The organism is Delftia sp. NA_296.1 (assembly GCF_052692095.1).
In genome coordinates, this window is sequence record NZ_JBQZGF010000009.1 from 135,143 (window position 1) to 152,042 (window position 16,900).

Annotated in this window: 11 protein-coding genes; 2 read left to right on the forward strand and 9 right to left on the reverse strand. The window is 69.8% G+C overall.

Features of this window, described 5'->3' with window-relative positions; all coding sequences use genetic code 11:
- The first annotated feature begins 75 nt into the window (after nt 1-75).
- Complete coding sequence (locus ACUTR7_RS21740) at nt 76-1,377, forward strand: CaiB/BaiF CoA transferase family protein (RefSeq protein ID WP_445609805.1); 1,302 nt, start codon at nt 76-78, stop codon at nt 1,375-1,377.
- A gap of 594 nt (nt 1,378-1,971) precedes the next feature.
- A complete protein-coding gene (locus tag ACUTR7_RS21745; RefSeq protein WP_013800064.1) occupies nt 1,972-3,624 on the forward strand; it encodes a methyl-accepting chemotaxis protein in 1,653 nt (550 codons plus the stop codon).
- Here ACUTR7_RS21745 and ACUTR7_RS21750 read toward each other — a convergent pair whose 3' ends face one another.
- The 9 genes from ACUTR7_RS21750 to ACUTR7_RS21790 all read right to left on the reverse strand — a co-directional run bounded on the left by ACUTR7_RS21750 (nt 3,625) and on the right by ACUTR7_RS21790 (nt 16,724).
- Nucleotides 3,625-4,623: a porin gene (locus ACUTR7_RS21750; protein WP_012202110.1), complete on the reverse strand. Its 999-nt coding sequence runs from the start codon at nt 4,621-4,623 to the stop codon at nt 3,625-3,627.
- 319 nt (nt 4,624-4,942) lie between these two features.
- Nucleotides 4,943-6,301, reverse strand: a complete 1,359-nt coding sequence (locus ACUTR7_RS21755) for a Fe-S oxidoreductase (protein ID WP_445609806.1) — start codon at nt 6,299-6,301, stop codon at nt 4,943-4,945.
- Between the two features lie 22 nt (nt 6,302-6,323).
- Nucleotides 6,324-7,388, reverse strand: coding sequence for a homocysteine S-methyltransferase family protein (locus tag ACUTR7_RS21760; RefSeq protein WP_043823294.1), 1,065 nt, complete (start codon nt 7,386-7,388; stop codon nt 6,324-6,326).
- A gap of 261 nt (nt 7,389-7,649) precedes the next feature.
- The gene (locus tag ACUTR7_RS21765) at nt 7,650-8,249 is read right to left on the reverse strand and encodes a helix-turn-helix domain-containing protein (protein ID WP_034397646.1); all 600 of its coding nucleotides are present in this window, start codon (nt 8,247-8,249) and stop codon (nt 7,650-7,652) included.
- Nucleotides 8,250-8,422: 173 nt separating this feature from the next.
- Nucleotides 8,423-9,508 carry a YkvI family membrane protein gene (locus ACUTR7_RS21770; RefSeq protein ID WP_012202106.1) on the reverse strand — a complete coding sequence of 362 codons (1,086 nt, stop codon included), beginning with the start codon at nt 9,506-9,508 and terminating at the stop codon, nt 8,423-8,425.
- Nucleotides 9,509-9,569: 61 nt separating this feature from the next.
- The gene (locus ACUTR7_RS21775) at nt 9,570-10,724 is read right to left on the reverse strand and encodes an NAD(P)/FAD-dependent oxidoreductase (RefSeq protein WP_445609807.1); all 1,155 of its coding nucleotides are present in this window, start codon (nt 10,722-10,724) and stop codon (nt 9,570-9,572) included.
- A gap of 151 nt (nt 10,725-10,875) precedes the next feature.
- The gene (locus ACUTR7_RS21780) at nt 10,876-12,309 is read right to left on the reverse strand and encodes an efflux transporter outer membrane subunit (protein WP_043823460.1); all 1,434 of its coding nucleotides are present in this window, start codon (nt 12,307-12,309) and stop codon (nt 10,876-10,878) included.
- Nucleotides 12,302-15,496: an efflux RND transporter permease subunit gene (locus ACUTR7_RS21785; protein WP_445609808.1), complete on the reverse strand. Its 3,195-nt coding sequence runs from the start codon at nt 15,494-15,496 to the stop codon at nt 12,302-12,304. The genes ACUTR7_RS21780 and ACUTR7_RS21785 overlap by 8 nt, the downstream gene beginning before the upstream one ends.
- Nucleotides 15,497-15,509: 13 nt before the next feature.
- Nucleotides 15,510-16,724, reverse strand: a complete 1,215-nt coding sequence (locus tag ACUTR7_RS21790; RefSeq protein WP_313236446.1) for an efflux RND transporter periplasmic adaptor subunit — start codon at nt 16,722-16,724, stop codon at nt 15,510-15,512.
- Between the last annotated feature and the right edge of the window lie 176 nt (nt 16,725-16,900).

Here is a 16,900-nt window from a genome sequence, read left to right on the forward strand (position 1 = left end):
TTCACAAATGCGAAGCCGCAGCAGGCCCGCGCGCCGTAGCATGGGCTCATCTGCCCGGGATAGCCGCCTCAGCCCATGAACCACACAGAAACCCCCTCCCCCAGCCCCATCCACAACACGGCCACCCAGACCGCAGGAGCGCTGGGCCATCTGCGCGTGCTCGACCTCTCGCGCGTGCTGGCCGGCCCCTGGTGCACCCAGAACCTGGCCGACATGGGGGCCGACGTGATCAAGATCGAAAAGCCCGGCGAGGGCGACGACACGCGCCACTGGGGCCCGCCCTTCTTTCCCGATGCGCAAGGCAATCCCTCGGACAACGCCGTGTACTTCGCGGCCTGCAACCGCAACAAGCGATCGGTCACCGTGGACATGGCCACGGCCGAGGGCCAGCAGCTGATCCGCGAGCTGGCCATGCAAAGCGATGTGGTGGTGGAGAACTTCAAGACCGGAGGCCTCAAGCGCTACGGCCTGGACTACGCCTCGCTGAGCGCGCTGAACCCGCGCCTGATCTACTGCTCGGTCACGGGCTTCGGCCAGACCGGGCCCTATGCGCCGCGCGCCGGCTACGACCTGCTGGTGCAGGCCATGAGCGGCCTCATGAGCATCACGGGCCGCGCCGACAGCGAGCCCGGCGGCGGCCCGCTGCGCGTGGGCGTGGCCGTGATCGACCTGTTCACAGGCATGTATGCGACCACCGCCATCCTGGGCGCCGTGGAGGCGCGCCACCACACAGGGCGGGGCCAGCACATCGACATGGCCTTGCTGGACGTGGCCATGGCCGTGCTGGCCAACCAGGGCGCGGGCTTCCTGAACACCGGCCATGTGCCGGGCCGCCAGGGCAACACCCACCCCAGCGTCGTGCCCTACCAGGACTTCCCCACGGCCGACGGCCGCATGCTGCTGGCCATCGGCAACGACGGCCAGTTCGCGCGCTTTTGCGGGGCGGCCGGCGTGGACTGGGCGCGCGACGAGCGCTTTGCCACCAATGCCGGCCGCGTCATCCACCGCGACGCGCTGATCCCGCTGATGGCCGAACTCACGCGCGGCCGGCCCACGGCCGAGTGGATCGTGCTGCTGGAGGACAAGGCCGTGCCCTGCGGCCCCATCAACCACATCGGCCAGGCCTTCGACGATGCGCAGGTGCGCGCGCGCGGCCTGCGCGTGGAGCAGGAGCGCTATCCGGGCGCCACGCCGCCTGCGGGCGAGACCATCAACCGCGTGGTGACCACGGCCAGCCCGCTGCGCCTGTCGGACACGCCCACCACGCTGCGCCATGCACCGCCCGCCCTGGGCCAGCACACGGACGAAGTGCTGCGCGAGCGCCTGGGCCTGGATGCGCAGCAGCTGCAGGCCCTGCGCGGCAAGGGCGTGGTCTGAGCGACTGGCGACAGACGCCCGTCGCCTTGATGCGCTGAAGTTTCCGATGCCTTGAAACCGGCCATCCGCAGACGCGGATGGCTTGGCTGCGGGCCTGCAAACGGCTTTTAGGACACGTCCTATCCAAAATCAGATGGCGGGCATCCTCATCCTCAGACGGTGCGGAAATAATCCCCACCACAGATGCAGATAGCCACTTTTTCCCTGTCCGAAGTCCCTAGGACAACTACCCGCAATGCCCGCCCCCAGCGCGCGGCAGCAGCCGCCGAACGCCTGGCTGCAGCGGGTATCCGCGTGCCAAACGGTGCAGGCGGATGGTTCGCAATCCTCTGCATCTTCCCCGCTGCTGCGGCATGCCCGCGAAGCGCCCGCCGCAGCGCAGGCGCACGGACAGGGCCTGCGCCATGAGGCCCCGCATCAAGGGCCGCATCTGCCGGACCTCGGGCTGGTTCCCACCCTGAGCGGGCACTGCGGCCCTCGTTTTCTCTTTCGCTGATACCCGTTCCACCTTGCTCTGCACGGCAGGCAAGGTGCGCCCTGCTGCACGCCTTTTTCCCCCTTGCCGCTCAAGGGACACGCCTACAGGACTTCGCCATGCAAGCCTTTCGCAATCTCAAGATCTCCTCCAAGCTGCTGCTGGCCTTCGTGGCCGTCCTGGCGCTGACCACCTTCGTGGGCCTCTATGCCGTGCTGCAGCTCAGCCGGATCAACCAGGCGTCCATCGATATCGCGACGCGCTGGATGCCTTCATCACGCATGTTGCTCGACATCCGCGCCACCACGGCCCGCTACCGCGTCAACGAGCTGCAGTACCTGATATCCACCAGCGAGCAGGACATCGGTGCCTTCGACAGGATCATGGGCGAGCTGTGGAAGAAGACCCAGACCAGCTACGACAACTACGCCAGCTTCATCAGCTCCGCGCCGGAGAAGGCCGCCTACGACGAACTGGGCCGGCTGCGCAACGAGTACGCCAAGGAGCACGCCATGGTCATGGCCCTGGCGCGCAATGGCCGCAAGGACGAAGCCCTGGTGCTGGCCCAGGGCGAATCGCTGGAGCTGAGCCGACGCCTGTATGACCAGATCGACCGCATGGTGCAGATCGACCACGAAGGCGGACAACAGGCCAACGACCATGCCAATGCCCTCTACCGCAGCGCACGCATCTGGGTGGTCGGCCTGCTGGGAGCCAGCATTTTGCTGGGGCTGGCCCTGGCGCTCACGCTGGCGCGCATCGTGGCGCGTCCGCTGAACGAGGCCCTGGGCGTGGCCCAGGCCGTGGCCGAAGGCGACCTGACGCGCCGCATCCAGGCCACCACCACCGACGAAACAGGCCAGCTGCTGCACGCACTGCACCGCATGGACCAGAGCCTCATCCACATCGTCCGGCAGGTGCGCAGTGGCACGGACTCGATCGCCACGGCCTCCAGCCAGATCGCCTCGGGCAACAACGATCTTTCGGTGCGCACCGAGCACCAGGCCAGCTCGCTGGAAGAAACCGCTGCCTCCATGGAGCAGCTCACCGTCACGGTGCGTCAGAACACCGACAACGCGCGCCAGGCCAACCAGCTGGCGGCCTCGGCCTCGGCCGTCGCCCAGCAAGGCGGCGAGGTGGTCTCCCAGGTGGTGGACACCATGGGCGCCATCCATGCCTCCTCGCGCAAGATCGCCGACATCATCGGCGTGATCGACGCCATCGCCTTTCAGACCAACATCCTCGCGCTCAACGCGGCCGTGGAAGCCGCGCGTGCCGGCGAGCAGGGCCGGGGCTTTGCCGTCGTTGCAGCCGAAGTGCGCGCCCTGGCGCGGCGCTGCGCCGATGCGGCCAAGGAGATCAAGCTCCTCATCGAGGACTCCAATGGCAAGGTCAGCACCGGATCGGCCCTGGTGGCGCAGGCCGGGCAGACCATGCAGAACATCGTCAGCAGCGTGCGCAACGTGACCGACATCATGGGAGAGATCACGGCCGCCAGCGTCGAGCAGACGGCGGGCCTGGAGCAGATCAACCAGGCCATCTCGCAGATGGACCAGGTCACCCAGCAAAACGCCGCCCTGGTCGAGGAAGCCGCCGCCGCCGCCCAGTCCCTGCAGGAGCAGGCCTATGGCCTGCAGCAGGCCGTGAGCGTCTTCAAGCTGGAGCAAGGCCTGGAACTCACCGCCCTGCCCGCAACCCCTCAGCCCATGCCGGCTCCAGGCCTGGCCAGGATCACCAGCGCTGCCCAGTCAGGCCGCTGGGAAGCGCATTGATCAGAAGGAATGGGCCATGCCCACGCCGAAAGCGGTGCGCGAGCTCTGGTTCTCGTAGCGCTGGTGTCCCAGGCTGGTGTAGAGCATGGTGCGCTTGGACAGCGCGTACTCGGCGCCCAGCGACAGCATGTTGTTGGTATCGCGGTCCAGGCGCTGGCGTGCATAGCTGGCCTTGAGCGTGGTCGCCCCGATGCCGTAGGTGGCGCCCAGCGAGACCATGCGCGACTTGTCGGGCCCCGTGCCGGGCGTGCCCGACTTGCTGCGGTCATAGGCCAGCATCACCGCTGCCGTGCCGATGCGGTACTTGCCGCCCATGTACAGGTCGGTGTCGCCGCTGCCGTTGCGCTCGTGCGCCAGCATGGCCGCCACCGCGCCCTGGTCGTAGTTGACCGACACCGAACGCGCACGGCCCTGGCGGCCCGGCGCCTCGGTGCGCTCGGGCGAGGCGCTCAGGTGCAGCGAAAATCCGCCGAACTTGGGCGAGTCGTAGAACACGCCGTTGGACATGCGGCCGTACTCGGGCGAGCCGTTGTTGCTGGCGCGGTCGGTCGGCGTCAGGTAGTGGGCCATGTGCCAGGCCGGCGAGGCGATGCGGTTGAAGTTGCCCCATGGGTCGAACTGCCACTCCTGGCTCCACATGGCGCTGAGCGCGCGGCCCAGGCGCAGATGGCCCCAGCTGCCCTGCAGGCCCACGGTGGACTCGTCATGCCAGAAGGGCTTCTTCGGATAGTCCTCGGTCAGGCCCGTGTCCAGGTCGAAGCGCGTGCTCAGCCGGAAGGTGGCCTTCAGGCCACCGCCCAGGTCCTCGAAACCGGCAATCGCCAGGTTGCTGCGCTGAATCGTGCCCAGCTTGCTGGTCTTGTCGAAATCCCGGAACACGCCAGCGTCGAGATAACCGCTGATGGTGACGTTGGAGCCTGTGGCAGATGACTGGGCAGCCACCGGCAGGGCAGCCGCAACGGCGAGAGAAGCAAGGGTCAAGCGGGAGGTACAACGCATCCTGAACGGGTTCCTGGAAATGAAAGATGGCACAACACCGGCGCGGCCCGGGGGCATGCGCAAACGGCGACGGGGGTTGCCACGACAGAGGTGGCTGGAAGGTGCGCGGCGGGCTGGTGGCTTGCAGCGACTTGGAGGCAGCCAGGATGCAGATCGCAGCATGATCGCTGCACATTCATTGCACATCCCGGCCAAAGACGTCATCCGCGCAGATGGCGAACGACAGCCGGCATTATGAAAGCTGGGGCCGGCGATGACCACGCCACCGTCAGGCCCGGTCAGTTTCGTAGCGTGGCGGCCCCGGGCCGGGGCCAGGTCGTCAGCGGCTGCGCTCGGTGCGCGACACGTCCCAGAGACGGTTCATCTCGCTGCAAAAAGGCTGGGCGCAGGGCGCGCGGCCCTCGTACTGGCAGCCTTCGGTGGTGCAGAAATGCGACTGGTGCTCGAAGGCGCGGCGCTCGCGTGGCAAGGCACCCGAGGCCTGGGCCGCCGCCATGTGCAGCCAAGGATCGTTGCGCTGCTGCAGCATCTGCTGCACCTCCTGCGCAAGCGCAGGCGACAGCGAAGCCACCGAGGCCAGGCCGGCCGGCGACGCCATGGCGCCGCCCGGCTGGCGCAGCGGCTGCAGCTCCAGCAGCAGCAGGGCGCTGGTGCGCAGCGCATCGGCGCCACGCGGCTGCACCACCACGGCCACCGGCCCCGAGGCCAGCGATTGCAGCGAGGCATCCAGCGGCAGACGCAGGCCCGGCTCCGTGGCCTGCGCGCCCGCCAAGGGCAGCGCAGCGCCCGCAGGCAGGGCCGCAGCCGCCGTGAAAGGGGCCGCACCCGGCGCGGAAGCCGATGCGGCCGCCAGCGCCATGGCCGCGCCCTGCGCCTGCGCCCAAGCCTGGGGCACCTGCAGGCTCAGCGTGAAGCCGCGCTCGCCCTGGGGCGTCAGCAGCGTGCCCTGCTGTACCCACCAGCTTTGCAGTGCGGGCAGGGTCTGGGTAGCACCGCTTGCAACACCTCCAGGCGCGCTGGCACCGGCCTGCGGCGCCAGCCCCGATCCGGCGAGCAGCGCATCCACCACCTTGGCCTTGGCCGCTGCCACGGCCAGCATCACTGCGGCAGCAGAGGGCTGCAGGGAGGCTGCGGCCTGCAGTGCAGACGAGGAAGACGCCGCCTGCGGCGCAGCGCCGGCCTGGACAGAGGCTGATGCCGCTGTCTGCGGACTCTGGGATGGCTGCGCTTGCCCTCCGGCCGCCGCTGCACCAGCTGTCGTGCCGGCGGCCAGCGCCTGCAGCAACGCGGCCGATCCGGGCTGGGCCGCGAGCAACTGCAGGGCCTGGCCCTGCTGGGTACCTACCTGGGCCAGCAAGGCCTCCAGCAGCCGGCCCAGCGCCTCGGACACGCCGCTGGCCGGCCACTGCGGCGCGGGCGCGCCAGGGCTGGACTGGACCTGGCGCGCCAGCTGGGCCACCAATTGCTCGAAGGCCTGCAGGCGCAGGCTTTGCAGCATCTCGGGCGACCAGCGCACGGCCGTGGCCGCTGGCGGCGTGACGGGAATGGAGGGTGAGGCGGATGACGCGGGTGAATCCGGCGCCACCGGCGCGCCAGCGGCCGGGCCGGAGACTGGCGCCGCCACTGGCAGCGGCAGCCCTGCGGCTGGGGACGGGACGGGCGGCAGCGGCGAACTCATGTCAGAGGCTCCGCCCGGGCCATCAGGCCGATTCCGGGTAGAACAGGCGGCGCGTGGGCGTGCTGCCCACGGCCTTGGCGATGGCGCCGATGTGGTCCGGCGTGGTGCCGCAGCAGCCGCCCACGATGTTGACCAGGCCCTCGGACGCGAATTCGTGCACCAGGCGGCTGGTGACCTCGGGCGTCTCGTCAAAGCCCGTGTCGCTCATGGGATTGGGCAGGCCGGCGTTGGGGTAGCAGCTGATGAAGGTCTCGGGCGCGGCCTTGTTCAGTTCCTGGACGTAGGGGCGCATCAGCGCCGCGCCCAGCGCGCAGTTCAGGCCGATGGACAGCGGGTTGGCATGGCGCACGCTGTGCCAGAAGGCCGTCACCGTCTGCCCGGACAGGATGCGGCCCGAGGCATCGGTCACCGTGCCGCTGATCATGATGGGCAGGCATTCGCCGCTTTGCTCGAAGGCCTCGTCCACCGCGAACAGCGCGGCCTTGGCGTTGAGCGTGTCGAAGATGGTCTCGACCAGGATGACGTCGGAGCCGCCCTCGATCAGCGCCAGCGTCTGCTCCAGGTAGGCCTGACGCAGCTGCTCGAAATTCACGTTGCGCGCCCCCGGATCGTTCACGTCGGGGCTGATGCTGGCCGTCTTGGGCGTGGGGCCCAGGGCGCCGGCCACGTAGCGCGGATGGCCGGGCGTGCTGTACTTGTCGCAGGCCGCGCGGGCCAGCTGGGCGCTCTTGAGATTCATCTCGCGCGCCAGATCGGCCATGTGGTAGTCGTCCTGCGCAATGGTGGTCGCGCCGAAGGTATTGGTCTCGATCAGGTCGGCGCCGGCGGCCAGGTACTTGTCGTGGATGTCGCGGATCACGTCGGGGCGGGTGAGCGACAGCAACTCGTTGTTGCCCTTGACGTCATGCGGGAAGTCCTTGAAGCGGTCGCCCACGCTGCCGGGGCCCGTGTAGCCCTGGCCCCGGTACTGGGCTTCGCCCAGCTTGAAGCGCTGGATCATGGTGCCCATGGCGCCGTCAAGAATGACGAGGCGCTTGGCAAGAATGGCGGGAAGCTCTTTGGCGCGGGTGTACTGGGGCAGGCTCATGGGCAGCGATTGTAGGAACTCCGGGGCGGCCGTGCCGGGCACGAGGATTCCCCCAGAAAAACTGTCTGCGCCCCAAACAAGAGGCGCGACCTATGAAACTAGCGCACCCCCACGCCAGAGACACCGAGGAAGGGCCTATGCCGGCCGCGCCGCCCCGCACCGAGGGTGTCGCCGGTTGCCCGGACGCCCCCTCCCGCGTAGCGAGAGAGGGCGCCGTGCAACGGGGGAAGCGGCGCAGCCGCTCAGGGGGTGCTAACCATTTCAGGTGCAGACAGAGACGACTTGAGCCGGCTGGCGGCTCAGGCTCACATACACATGGCCCACGCCGCTGTCGAAATATGCGGCCTCGTGGCGGCCCAGCTCCACCGATTCGCCGTTCTCGAACAGGATGCGCACCCGGCCCGAGAGCACCATCACGAACTCCTGGCCCGCATGGCGGATGGTTTCGGAGAATTCGCCAGCCTCGCGCGCATTGATCACGGCCACCAGGGGCTGCATCTTCTTGCCCGGGAAGGCGCCGCACAGCACGCTGTAGAGGTACTGGTCGGTCTCGTAGCGCTGCACGTCCTCGAAGCAGTCCTTGACCACGGTGGGCGTGTCGCCGGCCGCCTGCTGGGCGTCCCCGACCATGAACAGCCGTGTCATGTCGATGTCCAGCGCGTTGCCCAGCATGAGCACCTTCTCGTAACTCAGCGCGATCTGGCCGCGCTCGGCCTTGGAGATGGTGGACACGGCCAGCCCGCTGCTTTCGGCCACCTGCTGCAGCGTCAGGCCGCGCTCCTTGCGCGCCTTGCGCAGCTTGGCGCCCACTTCGTGCTTGCCCGCAGGCATGGCGGCGGCCGTGCGGGCGCCCGGCAGCACGGCGGCGAGGACCTGGTCTGGCGTGGGGAGAGGGCTGGACCTGGGGCTGGACCTGGGGCTGGACCTGGGGCTGGACCTGGGGCTGGACCTGGGGCTGGATCTGGTGCGGGGGCTGGGCATGAAGCGGGCGATCGGGGCTGGCGACCGCCCGATTCTAGGGTCAGGCCCGGCCGTCAGGCGCCGCGCAGGCCGGCCCCGGGCGCCTGCCTGCGGCCCATGCGCAGCCAGCCCACCAGCGCGCAGGCCATGAGGGCGAAGCCGATGTAGCCATAGACCGGGTAGACCATGCCCACCAGCGTGATGAAGCCCGCGAAGCTGCCGCCCAGGGCCAGCACGCCCGCCACGCCCGTGCCCCAGCGAAAACGCGGCGTGCCGGCCGGCAGGATGCGGGCCACGAAGGCATAGAGCATGCCCACGGCCGTGTTGAGGATCATGCCGAAGATGACCAGCGACATCAGGTGCCCCAGCCAGGGCGAGATCTGCGTGGCCAGCGACAGCATGGGCATGGACAGGCCGCCCAGCGTGTCCATGCGCCAGTACATCGCGGCCGCGATCATCAGCATCAGCAGGCCCAGCAGCAGCCCGCCCGCCACGCCGCCCCACAGCGCCACGCGGCGCGAGCTGGCCTGCCCGCCCATGATCACCAGGAAGGGCATGCCCGCCACCACGTTGTAGGAGACATAGAGCAGCGCCGCCACCAGCCAGTGGCCGGCGCCCCGGGGCTGGGAGGCGGCGGCGGCCTCCAGCGCGGCCATGTCGCCGTGGGGCGTCAGCAGCACGTAGCCGGCGACCACCACGGTCATGAACACCAGCAGCGGCGTGACGGCGCCGATGAAGGCGATCACCCGGCCCACGTCCAGGCAGACGATGAGCACCGTGGCGACGGTGGCCAGCACGCTGCCCCAGACCTCGGGCAGGCCCAGCCACTGGTGCAGCAGCGAACCCGCGCCCGCCAGCATGACCACCGTGATGGCAAACAGGAAGAAGGTGATCAGCACATCGAACACCATGCCCACATGCCGGCCCAGCAGGGCCTGCACCACTTCCTTGTGCGAGCCGGCCTGCAGGCGCTGGCCCATGGTGGAGAACGCCATGGACAGGAAGACGAAGGCCAGGGCCGCCACCAGGCAGCCCGCCAGGCCGATGGCGCCAAAGCCCGCGAAGAACTGCAATATCTCCTGCCCCGAGGCGAAGCCCGCCCCGACGATGACGCCGACGAAGGCGCCGGCAATCCTGCTCACTTCCTTGAATGCACCCATGCCTGTCTCCTTGGATTGTTGTGTGTTGCGGGGGCTGAAAAGGTGAAAAAGGGATGACGGGTCAGGCCGCGAAGCGCGCCGGACTCAGCCGCAGGGCATCGACGCCCTGCGCCAGCAGCTCGGCGGGCAGCGGCTCGCGCATCAGCAGCGCGGCCGCGGCGGCCGAGGCGCCGGCTGCCGTCTGTATGCCGTAGCCGCCCTGCCCGGCCAGCCAGAAAAATCCCTCGCGCTGCGCATCCCAGCCGATCACGAAGTCGTCGTCGGGCGCAAAGCTGCGCAGCCCGGCCCAGACATGGCGCGGCCGGCGTATGCGCAGGCGGGTCAGTGTCTCGATGCGGTCTATGCCCATGGCCACGTCCAGCTCCTCGGCCACCACGTCGTGCGGCGGCACGGGATCGGCATTGGCGGGCGAGCCCAGCAGCTGGCCTGCATCGGGCTTGAAGTAGAAGCTCTCGTCCACGCCGATCACGGCAGGCCAGCCGTGGATGTCCTCGCCCTCGGGTGCGGCAAAGGTGAAGGCCGAGCGGCGCCGGGGCTCGATGCCCAGCGGCCGCGCGCCGCACAGCCGGGCCACGGCATCGGCCCAGGCGCCTGCGGCATTGACCACGGCGCGGGCGCGGACCTGCGACCCGTCCTGCAGCACCAGGGTCCACAGGCCCTGGCCATCACCATCCACCTCACGCTCGGCGCCCGACAGTTCGGCGCCGCAGCGCAGCCGCGCACCGGCACGCGCCATGCCGCGCAGAAAGCCCTGGTGCAGTTCGGCCACGTCGATGTCCATGGCGTCCAGGTCATGCACGGCGCCCACGAGCAGGCTCTCCTGCAGGCAGGGCACCAGGGCGCAGGCCTGGCGCGCGTCGATGCGCTCGGCGCGCAGGCCGTCGCGGCGGTACATGGCCAGGGCCTCGTCCAGCTGGGGTTCCTGGCCGGCCGTTCCTATGTAGAGCACGCTGCGGGGCTGCAGCAGCGCGTGCTCGCAAAAACCTTCGGGCGGCGCGCTGTAGAAGGCGCGGCTGGCGCGTGTCAGCGCGCGTATCTGCGCGGTGCCGTAGCTTTCCATGAACATGGCGGCCGAGCGGCCCGTGGCGTGGTATCCGGGCTGCGGCTCGCGTTCCAGCACCAGCACCGAGGCGCCCGCACCGGCCAGCCGCCAGGCCACGGAGGCACCGGCCATGCCGCCACCGATCACGGCGAAATCCAGAACATGGCTTTCCATCATCCATCGCTCCATTTTTTTCCAATGAGAAAATTATCCGATAAGAAAAAAATGAGGCAAGCCCCTGGTCCTCGTGGTTTTCACCGGGTGCGCCGGACAAGAAAAAAGGGACGGCGCCTGGCCGTCCCTTGTGGCAATGCGCGCCGCACGCTCAGGCCGGCGGCAGCTTTCCGTCCCAGCCGCCGGCCAGGGCCTGGTACAGCGCCACGGCGGCGCGCAGGCCGCGCGCACGGCTGTCGGCGGCCGCGTCCTGGGCCGCATACAGGTCGCGCTGCGCATCCAGCACTTCGTACAGGCCCACGCTGCCCAGCTGGTAGCGGCGCTGCGCCAGTTGCTCGGCACGCTGGCGCTGCTCGGCGGCCTGCGCCAGGTGGGCGTCTTCGCTGCGCGTGCGCTGCAGGCGCACCAGGGCGTTCTCCGTGTCCTCCAGCGCCAGCAGCACGGTCTGCTGGTACTGGGCCAGCGCAGCCTGGGCGCCGGCCTCGCTGGCAGCGATGCGCGCCCGCACGCGGCCCACGTCGAGAAAGGACCAGTCCACGCCCAGGAACACGCTGCTGCGGGCGCTGGCGCCCTCGAACAGCGCGCCGCCATGCAACGCCGTGCTGCCCAGCAGCCCGCCCAGCGACAGGCGCGGGAACAGGTCGGCCGTGGCCACGCCGATGCGTGCCGTGGCCGCATGCAGCCGTGCCTCGGCCACAGCCACGTCCGGGCGCCGGCGCAGCAGGCCGGCCGGCGTGCCGGGGTCGATGGCCGGCGGCAGCTGCGGCAGGGCGGCAGGCACATCCAGCGCGGCAATCAGCGCCTCGGGCACCTGGCCCGTGAGCACGGCCAGCCGGTGCTGCGCCATGGCGATCTGCGCCTGCAGCGCGGGAATGCGCGAACGCGTGGCCTCCAGCTGGGCCTGGGCGCGCGCCAGGTCGAACTCGGTGCCGCTGCCGTGCGCCAGGCGCAGCTGCACCAGGCGCAGCGTGTCCTGCTGGTTGGCCGCATTGGCCTGCGCCAAGGCCAGGCGCTGCTGCCAGCCGCGCAGGTCGGCGTAGCTGCCCGCCACCTGGGCCGCAATGGCCACCTGCAGGGCCGCCAGGTCGGCCGCATCGGCGCGCAGGTCGGCATGCCGCGCCTCGATGCTGCGCCGCACGCGGCCGAACACGTCGATCTCCCAGCTGGCGGCCAATCCGGCCGTGTAGCTGCGCTGGCTGCGCGGGCCATAGAAGGCCTCGCTCTCGCTGAGCTTTTGCTGCGTGGCCCGACCCGACATCGTGACCGTGGGCAGCTGGTCGAAGCGGCTTTCGCGCAGCAGCGCCTGGGCACCGTCCAGCCGCGCCAGCGCCACCTGCAGGTCCTGGTTGTCGCCCAGCGCGCGCTCCACCAGCTGCGTCAGCTGCGGGTCCTGGAACTGGCGCCAGAAGGCGGCGTCGGGCTCGGCCTGCGGGGTGGCCGGTGCAGGCTCGGCCCGCGCGAACTGCGCTGCGGCCCGCGGCGCCGCAGGCGCCTTGAAGTCGGGGCCGACCGCGCAGCCGCCCACCAGGGCGGCGGATGCCAGCGCCAGCGCGTGGCGGCTCAGGGACTTGCGTATCTCAGGCATGTAGGGACTCCAGGGAGGCGGGCTGGGCAGGCCCGGTGGAATGCGCAGGCGCATGCCCCGTCAGCGCGCGGCCCGAAAGCCGGCGCAGCGTGACGTAGAACACCGGCGTGAGGAACAGGCCGAACAGGGTCACGCCCAGCATTCCGGAGAACACGGTCACGCCCGTGGCCGCGCGCACCTCGCTGCCCGCGCCGCCACCGATGAGCAGGGGCACGGCACCCGCGATGAAGGCGATCGAGGTCATGACGATGGGCCGCAGCCGCAGGCGGCAGGCCTGCAGCGCGGCATCGACGATGCCCACGCCGCGCAGCTCCAGCTCGCGCGCGAATTCCACGATCAGGATGGCGTTCTTGCAGGCCAGCCCCATCAGCACCACCAGTCCCACCTGCACGAAGACGTTGTTGTCGCCGCCGGCCAGCCAGACGCCGAACAGCGCCGCGCAGATGCACACGGGCACGATGAGGATCACGGCCAGCGGCAGCGTCCAGCTTTCGTAGAGCGCGGCCAGCACCAGGAAGACCAGCATCACGGCAATGGCGAAGACCACGGCTGCGGCGTTGCTCTGCTCCACCTGCTGGTAGCTCAGGTCGGTCCAGGCCAGCTCGATGCCGCGGGGCAGCGTGCGCTGCGCGATCTCCTGGAGCTTGGCCAGCACCTCGCCCGAGGACAGCACGCGCGGGTCGGAGTCGCCGATCAGATCGGCCGCCGGAAAGCCGTTGTAGCGCAGCACCGGGTCGGGGCCGAAGCTGGGCACCACGGTGACCATGGAGCCTATGGGCACCATCTCGCCGCGTGCATTGCGCGTGCGCAGACTGGCGATGTCCTCCACGGTCTGACGGTGGTCCGCGTCGGCCTGCAGCATCACGCGCCAGACGCGGCCGAAGGCGTTGAAGTCGTTGACGTAGACCGATCCCAGGTAGGCCTGCAGCGTCTGGAACAGGTCGGTCAGCGCCACGCCCTGGGCCTTGGCCTTGGTGCGGTCCACCTTGACTTCCAACTGCGGGATGTTGGACTGGTAACTGCTGACCGGGTAGGTCATGCCCGGCGTTTTGGCGATCTCGGCCTGGAAGGCCTGCAGCGCCTGCTGCAGCGCCGCGTAGCCCAGGCCCGCGCGGTCCTGCAGGAACAGCGAGTAGCCCGAGCCGTTGCCCAGGCCCTGGATGGGCGGGGGCATCAGCGCATAGGCGAAGCCGCCCTCGATCTGCGAGAACTTGGCGCCCAGCTCGGCATTGATGGCCTCGGCGCTGCGCGTGCGCTCGCCGAAGGGCTTGAGCATGATGTAGGCGCTGGTCAGGTTGGGCGTGGTGGTGGACTGCAGCGCGTTGAAGCCCGCGAAGGCGGCGACCATGTCCACGCCTTCCACGCTTTTGGCGGCATCGACCATCTGGCGCGTGACCGCATCCGTGCGGTTCAGCGAAGCCCCCTCGGGCAGCTTGGCGCCGCCGAACAGGTACAGCTTGTCCTGCAGCGGGATGAAGCCGCCCGGCACGGCCTGGAACAGCACGGCCGTGCCCGCCAGCAGCGCCGCATAGACCGCGAACACCAGGCCCCGGCGGCGCAGCGAATGCCCCACCGAGTTCTGGTAGCCGTGGGCGCTGCGGTCGAAGAAGCGGTTGAAGGGCCGGAAGAGCCAGCCCAGGCTGCGGTCCAGCCCGCGCGCCAGCGGATCGCGCGGCGCGCCGCGCGGCTGCAGCAGCTTGGCCGCCAGCGCGGGCGACAGCGTCAGCGAGTTGATGGCCGAGATCACCGTGGAGATGGCAATCGTCACGGCGAACTGCTTGTAGAACTGCCCCGTCACGCCGCTGAGAAAGGCCATGGGCACGAAGACCGCGCACAGCACCAGGGCGATGGCGATGATGGGGCCCGAGACCTCCTTCATCGCCAGGTGGGCCGCCTCCAGGGGCGTGTGCCCTTCCTCGATGTAGCGCTCCACGTTCTCCACCACGACGATGGCGTCGTCCACCACGATGCCGATGGCCAGCACCAGGCCGAACAGGGTCAGCGTGTTGATGGAGTAGCCCAGCAGGTACAGACCCGCGAAGGTGCCGACGATGGACACGGGCACGGCCAGCAGCGGAATGATGGAGGCGCGCCAGGTCTGCAGGAAGACGATGACCACCAGCACCACGAGGATGACGGCCTCGATCAGCGTGCTCTGCACCGCCTTGATGGAGTCGCGCACGAAGACCGTGGGGTCCCAGACCGTCTCGAAGGCCACGCCCTCGGGCAGGTCCTGGGAGAGCTTGTCCATGGCCGCGTAGACCTGCTCGGCCACGCCCAGCGCATTGGCGCCGGGCGACAGGAAGATGCCCACGGCCGCCATGTTCTTCTTGTCGCTCCACGAGCGCAGCGTGTAGTCGCTGGCGCCCAGCTCGATGCGCGCCACGTCGGCCAGGCGCACGACCTGGCCGTCCGCGCCGCCCTTGAGCACGATGCTGCCGAATTCCTCGGGCGTCTTCAGCCGCCCGCGCACGTTGATGGACAGCAGCTTGTCCGCGCTCTGCGGACTGGGCTGCGCGCCCAACTGCCCGGCCGAGACCTGGATGTTCTGCTCGCGGATGGCGGCAATCACCTCGGGCGCCGTGAGCTGGCGCGCGGCCACCTTGTCCGGGTCCAGCCACACGCGCATGGCGTAGTCGCCCGCGCCGTAGATGCCCACATCGCCAATGCCCGGAATGCGCGCCAGCACGTCCTTGATCTTGAGCGTGACGTAGTTGCGCAGGTACAGCGCGTCATGCTGGCCGTCCTGCGACACCAGGCCCACGTACATCAGCGGCGTGGACGACTGCTTTTGCGTGGTCACGCCGAACTGGCGCACCTCCTCGGGCAGACGGCTCTGGGCTTGGCTGACGCGGTTTTGCACGCGCACGGCGGCCGTGTCGGGGTCGACGTCGGGGCGGAAGGTGGAGACCACCTGCAGGCTGCCGTCGGACGCCGCGACCGACTTCATGTACATCAGGCCTTCGACGCCGTTGATGGCCTCCTCCAGCGGCACGGCCACCGACTCGGCGACCTCCTTGGGATTGGCGCCCGGATAGGTGGCGCGCACCACCACGCTGGGCGGCACGACCTCGGGATACTCGCCCACGGGCAGCTGCGGAATCGCGACCAGCCCCACGGCGAACAGGATGATGGAGAGCACGACCGCGAAGATCGGCCGGTCTATGAAGAATTTGGAGAAGTCCATGGTGCTTCCCGGTTCACTGCGCGGCCACGGCCGGCGCCTTGGCCACCGCCGCCTGCCCGTCGCCGGGCGCAGGCTTGGGGCTGATGGGCATGCCGGGGTAGTAGATGCGCTGCAGGCCGCCGACCACCAGGCTGTCGCCCGCCGCCAGCCCCTTGTCCACCACGCGCCGGCCATCGACCATGCGGCCCAGTTCCAGGTCACGGCGCTCGGCCTTGTTGCCCTCGCCCACCACATAGACGTACTTGCGGTCCTGGTCGGTGAGCACGGCCTTGTCGTCGATCAGCAGCGTCTGCCGCTCGCCGCCCACGCCCTGCGCGTCTTGCAGTTGCACGCGCGCGAAAAGGCCCGGCGTCAGCAGGCGGTCGGGATTGGGCAGGCGGGCGCGCATGCGCACCGTGCCCGTGCCTGCGTTGAGCTGGTTGTCGGTGAAGTCCAGGCTGCCCGCATGCGGAAAGCCTTCGTCGCCAGCCAGCCCCACACGCACGGGCCGCTGCACGCCGGGCCGCCCCTTGGTGTCCTTGGCGGCCTGCTGCTGCCGCAGGAAGCTGTGCTCATCCGCATCGAAGTAGACATACACCGGGTCCTGCGAAACCACGGTGGTCAGCACGCTCTGGTCGGCCTGGGCCAGGTTGCCCACGGTGAGCAGGGCGCGGCCCGCGCGGCCGGAGACCGGCGCGCGCACCTCGGTGAAATCCAGGTTGAGCCGGGCTGCCGCCAGCGCGGCCTCGGCGGCGCGCACCTGGGCGGCGCTCTGGGCCAGGGCGCCGGCGCGCGTATCGGCCTCCTCGCGCGAGACGGCATGCTCGGCCACCAGCTGGCGGGCGCGCTGGTCCTGGGTGCGGGCCAGCGCGGCGCCTGCGCGCGTGCGCTCCAGCTCGGCCTCGGCGCTGGCCAGGGCGGCGCGGTAGGGCCGCTGGTCGATCACGAACAGCAACTGGCCCTTCCTGACCTCCTGCCCCTCGCTGAAGGCAATGCGCTCGATATAGCCCGACACGCGCGGGCGCAGTTGGACCGACTCCACGGCATCGATGCGGCCGTTGAACTCGTCCCAGACACGCACGCTGGCCGGCACGACCTCGCTCACCAGCACCTCGGGCGCAGGCGGCGGGCCGTCGCTGGCGTGGGCATCGCCCACGGCCTGCGGGCGGCAGCCGGCAAGCAGGGCCAGCGCCGCCAGGGCGCCTCCGAACAGGGCACGCCGCAACGGCGGCGGTGGAAGAACGGGCATGGATCGACTCTCCTTGAGGGGGATGGGCAAGGCCCTGCTGCCGGGGCTGCGGCGGGGCCGGAAAAAGGGGCGGGACCGCAGGCACTGGAGGCCTTCCAGGCGGTTGCTCACAATGGGTTGCATTCTTCAAGTTCAAGTGAACTTGAAGTCAAGATCCGCGCGCAAAGACACCACGA

What these genes read in the sequence shown, in the direction of transcription:
- ACUTR7_RS21780 (WP_043823460.1), bottom strand. Translation starts at nt 12,309, where the DNA reads ATGCCTGAGATACGCAAGTCCCTGAGCCGCCACGCGCTGGCGCTGGCA.
- ACUTR7_RS21755 (WP_445609806.1), bottom strand. Translation starts at nt 6,301, where the DNA reads ATGAGTTCGCCGCTGCCGCCCGTCCCGTCCCCAGCCGCAGGGCTGCCG.
- ACUTR7_RS21745 (WP_013800064.1), top strand. Translation starts at nt 1,972, where the DNA reads ATGCAAGCCTTTCGCAATCTCAAGATCTCCTCCAAGCTGCTGCTGGCC.
- ACUTR7_RS21750 (WP_012202110.1), bottom strand. Translation starts at nt 4,623, where the DNA reads ATGCGTTGTACCTCCCGCTTGACCCTTGCTTCTCTCGCCGTTGCGGCT.
- ACUTR7_RS21760 (WP_043823294.1), bottom strand. Translation starts at nt 7,388, where the DNA reads ATGAGCCTGCCCCAGTACACCCGCGCCAAAGAGCTTCCCGCCATTCTT.
- ACUTR7_RS21790 (WP_313236446.1), bottom strand. Translation starts at nt 16,724, where the DNA reads ATGCCCGTTCTTCCACCGCCGCCGTTGCGGCGTGCCCTGTTCGGAGGC.
- ACUTR7_RS21775 (WP_445609807.1), bottom strand. Translation starts at nt 10,724, where the DNA reads ATGGAAAGCCATGTTCTGGATTTCGCCGTGATCGGTGGCGGCATGGCC.
- ACUTR7_RS21770 (WP_012202106.1), bottom strand. Translation starts at nt 9,508, where the DNA reads ATGGGTGCATTCAAGGAAGTGAGCAGGATTGCCGGCGCCTTCGTCGGC.
- ACUTR7_RS21740 (WP_445609805.1), top strand. Translation starts at nt 76, where the DNA reads ATGAACCACACAGAAACCCCCTCCCCCAGCCCCATCCACAACACGGCC.
- ACUTR7_RS21785 (WP_445609808.1), bottom strand. Translation starts at nt 15,496, where the DNA reads ATGGACTTCTCCAAATTCTTCATAGACCGGCCGATCTTCGCGGTCGTG.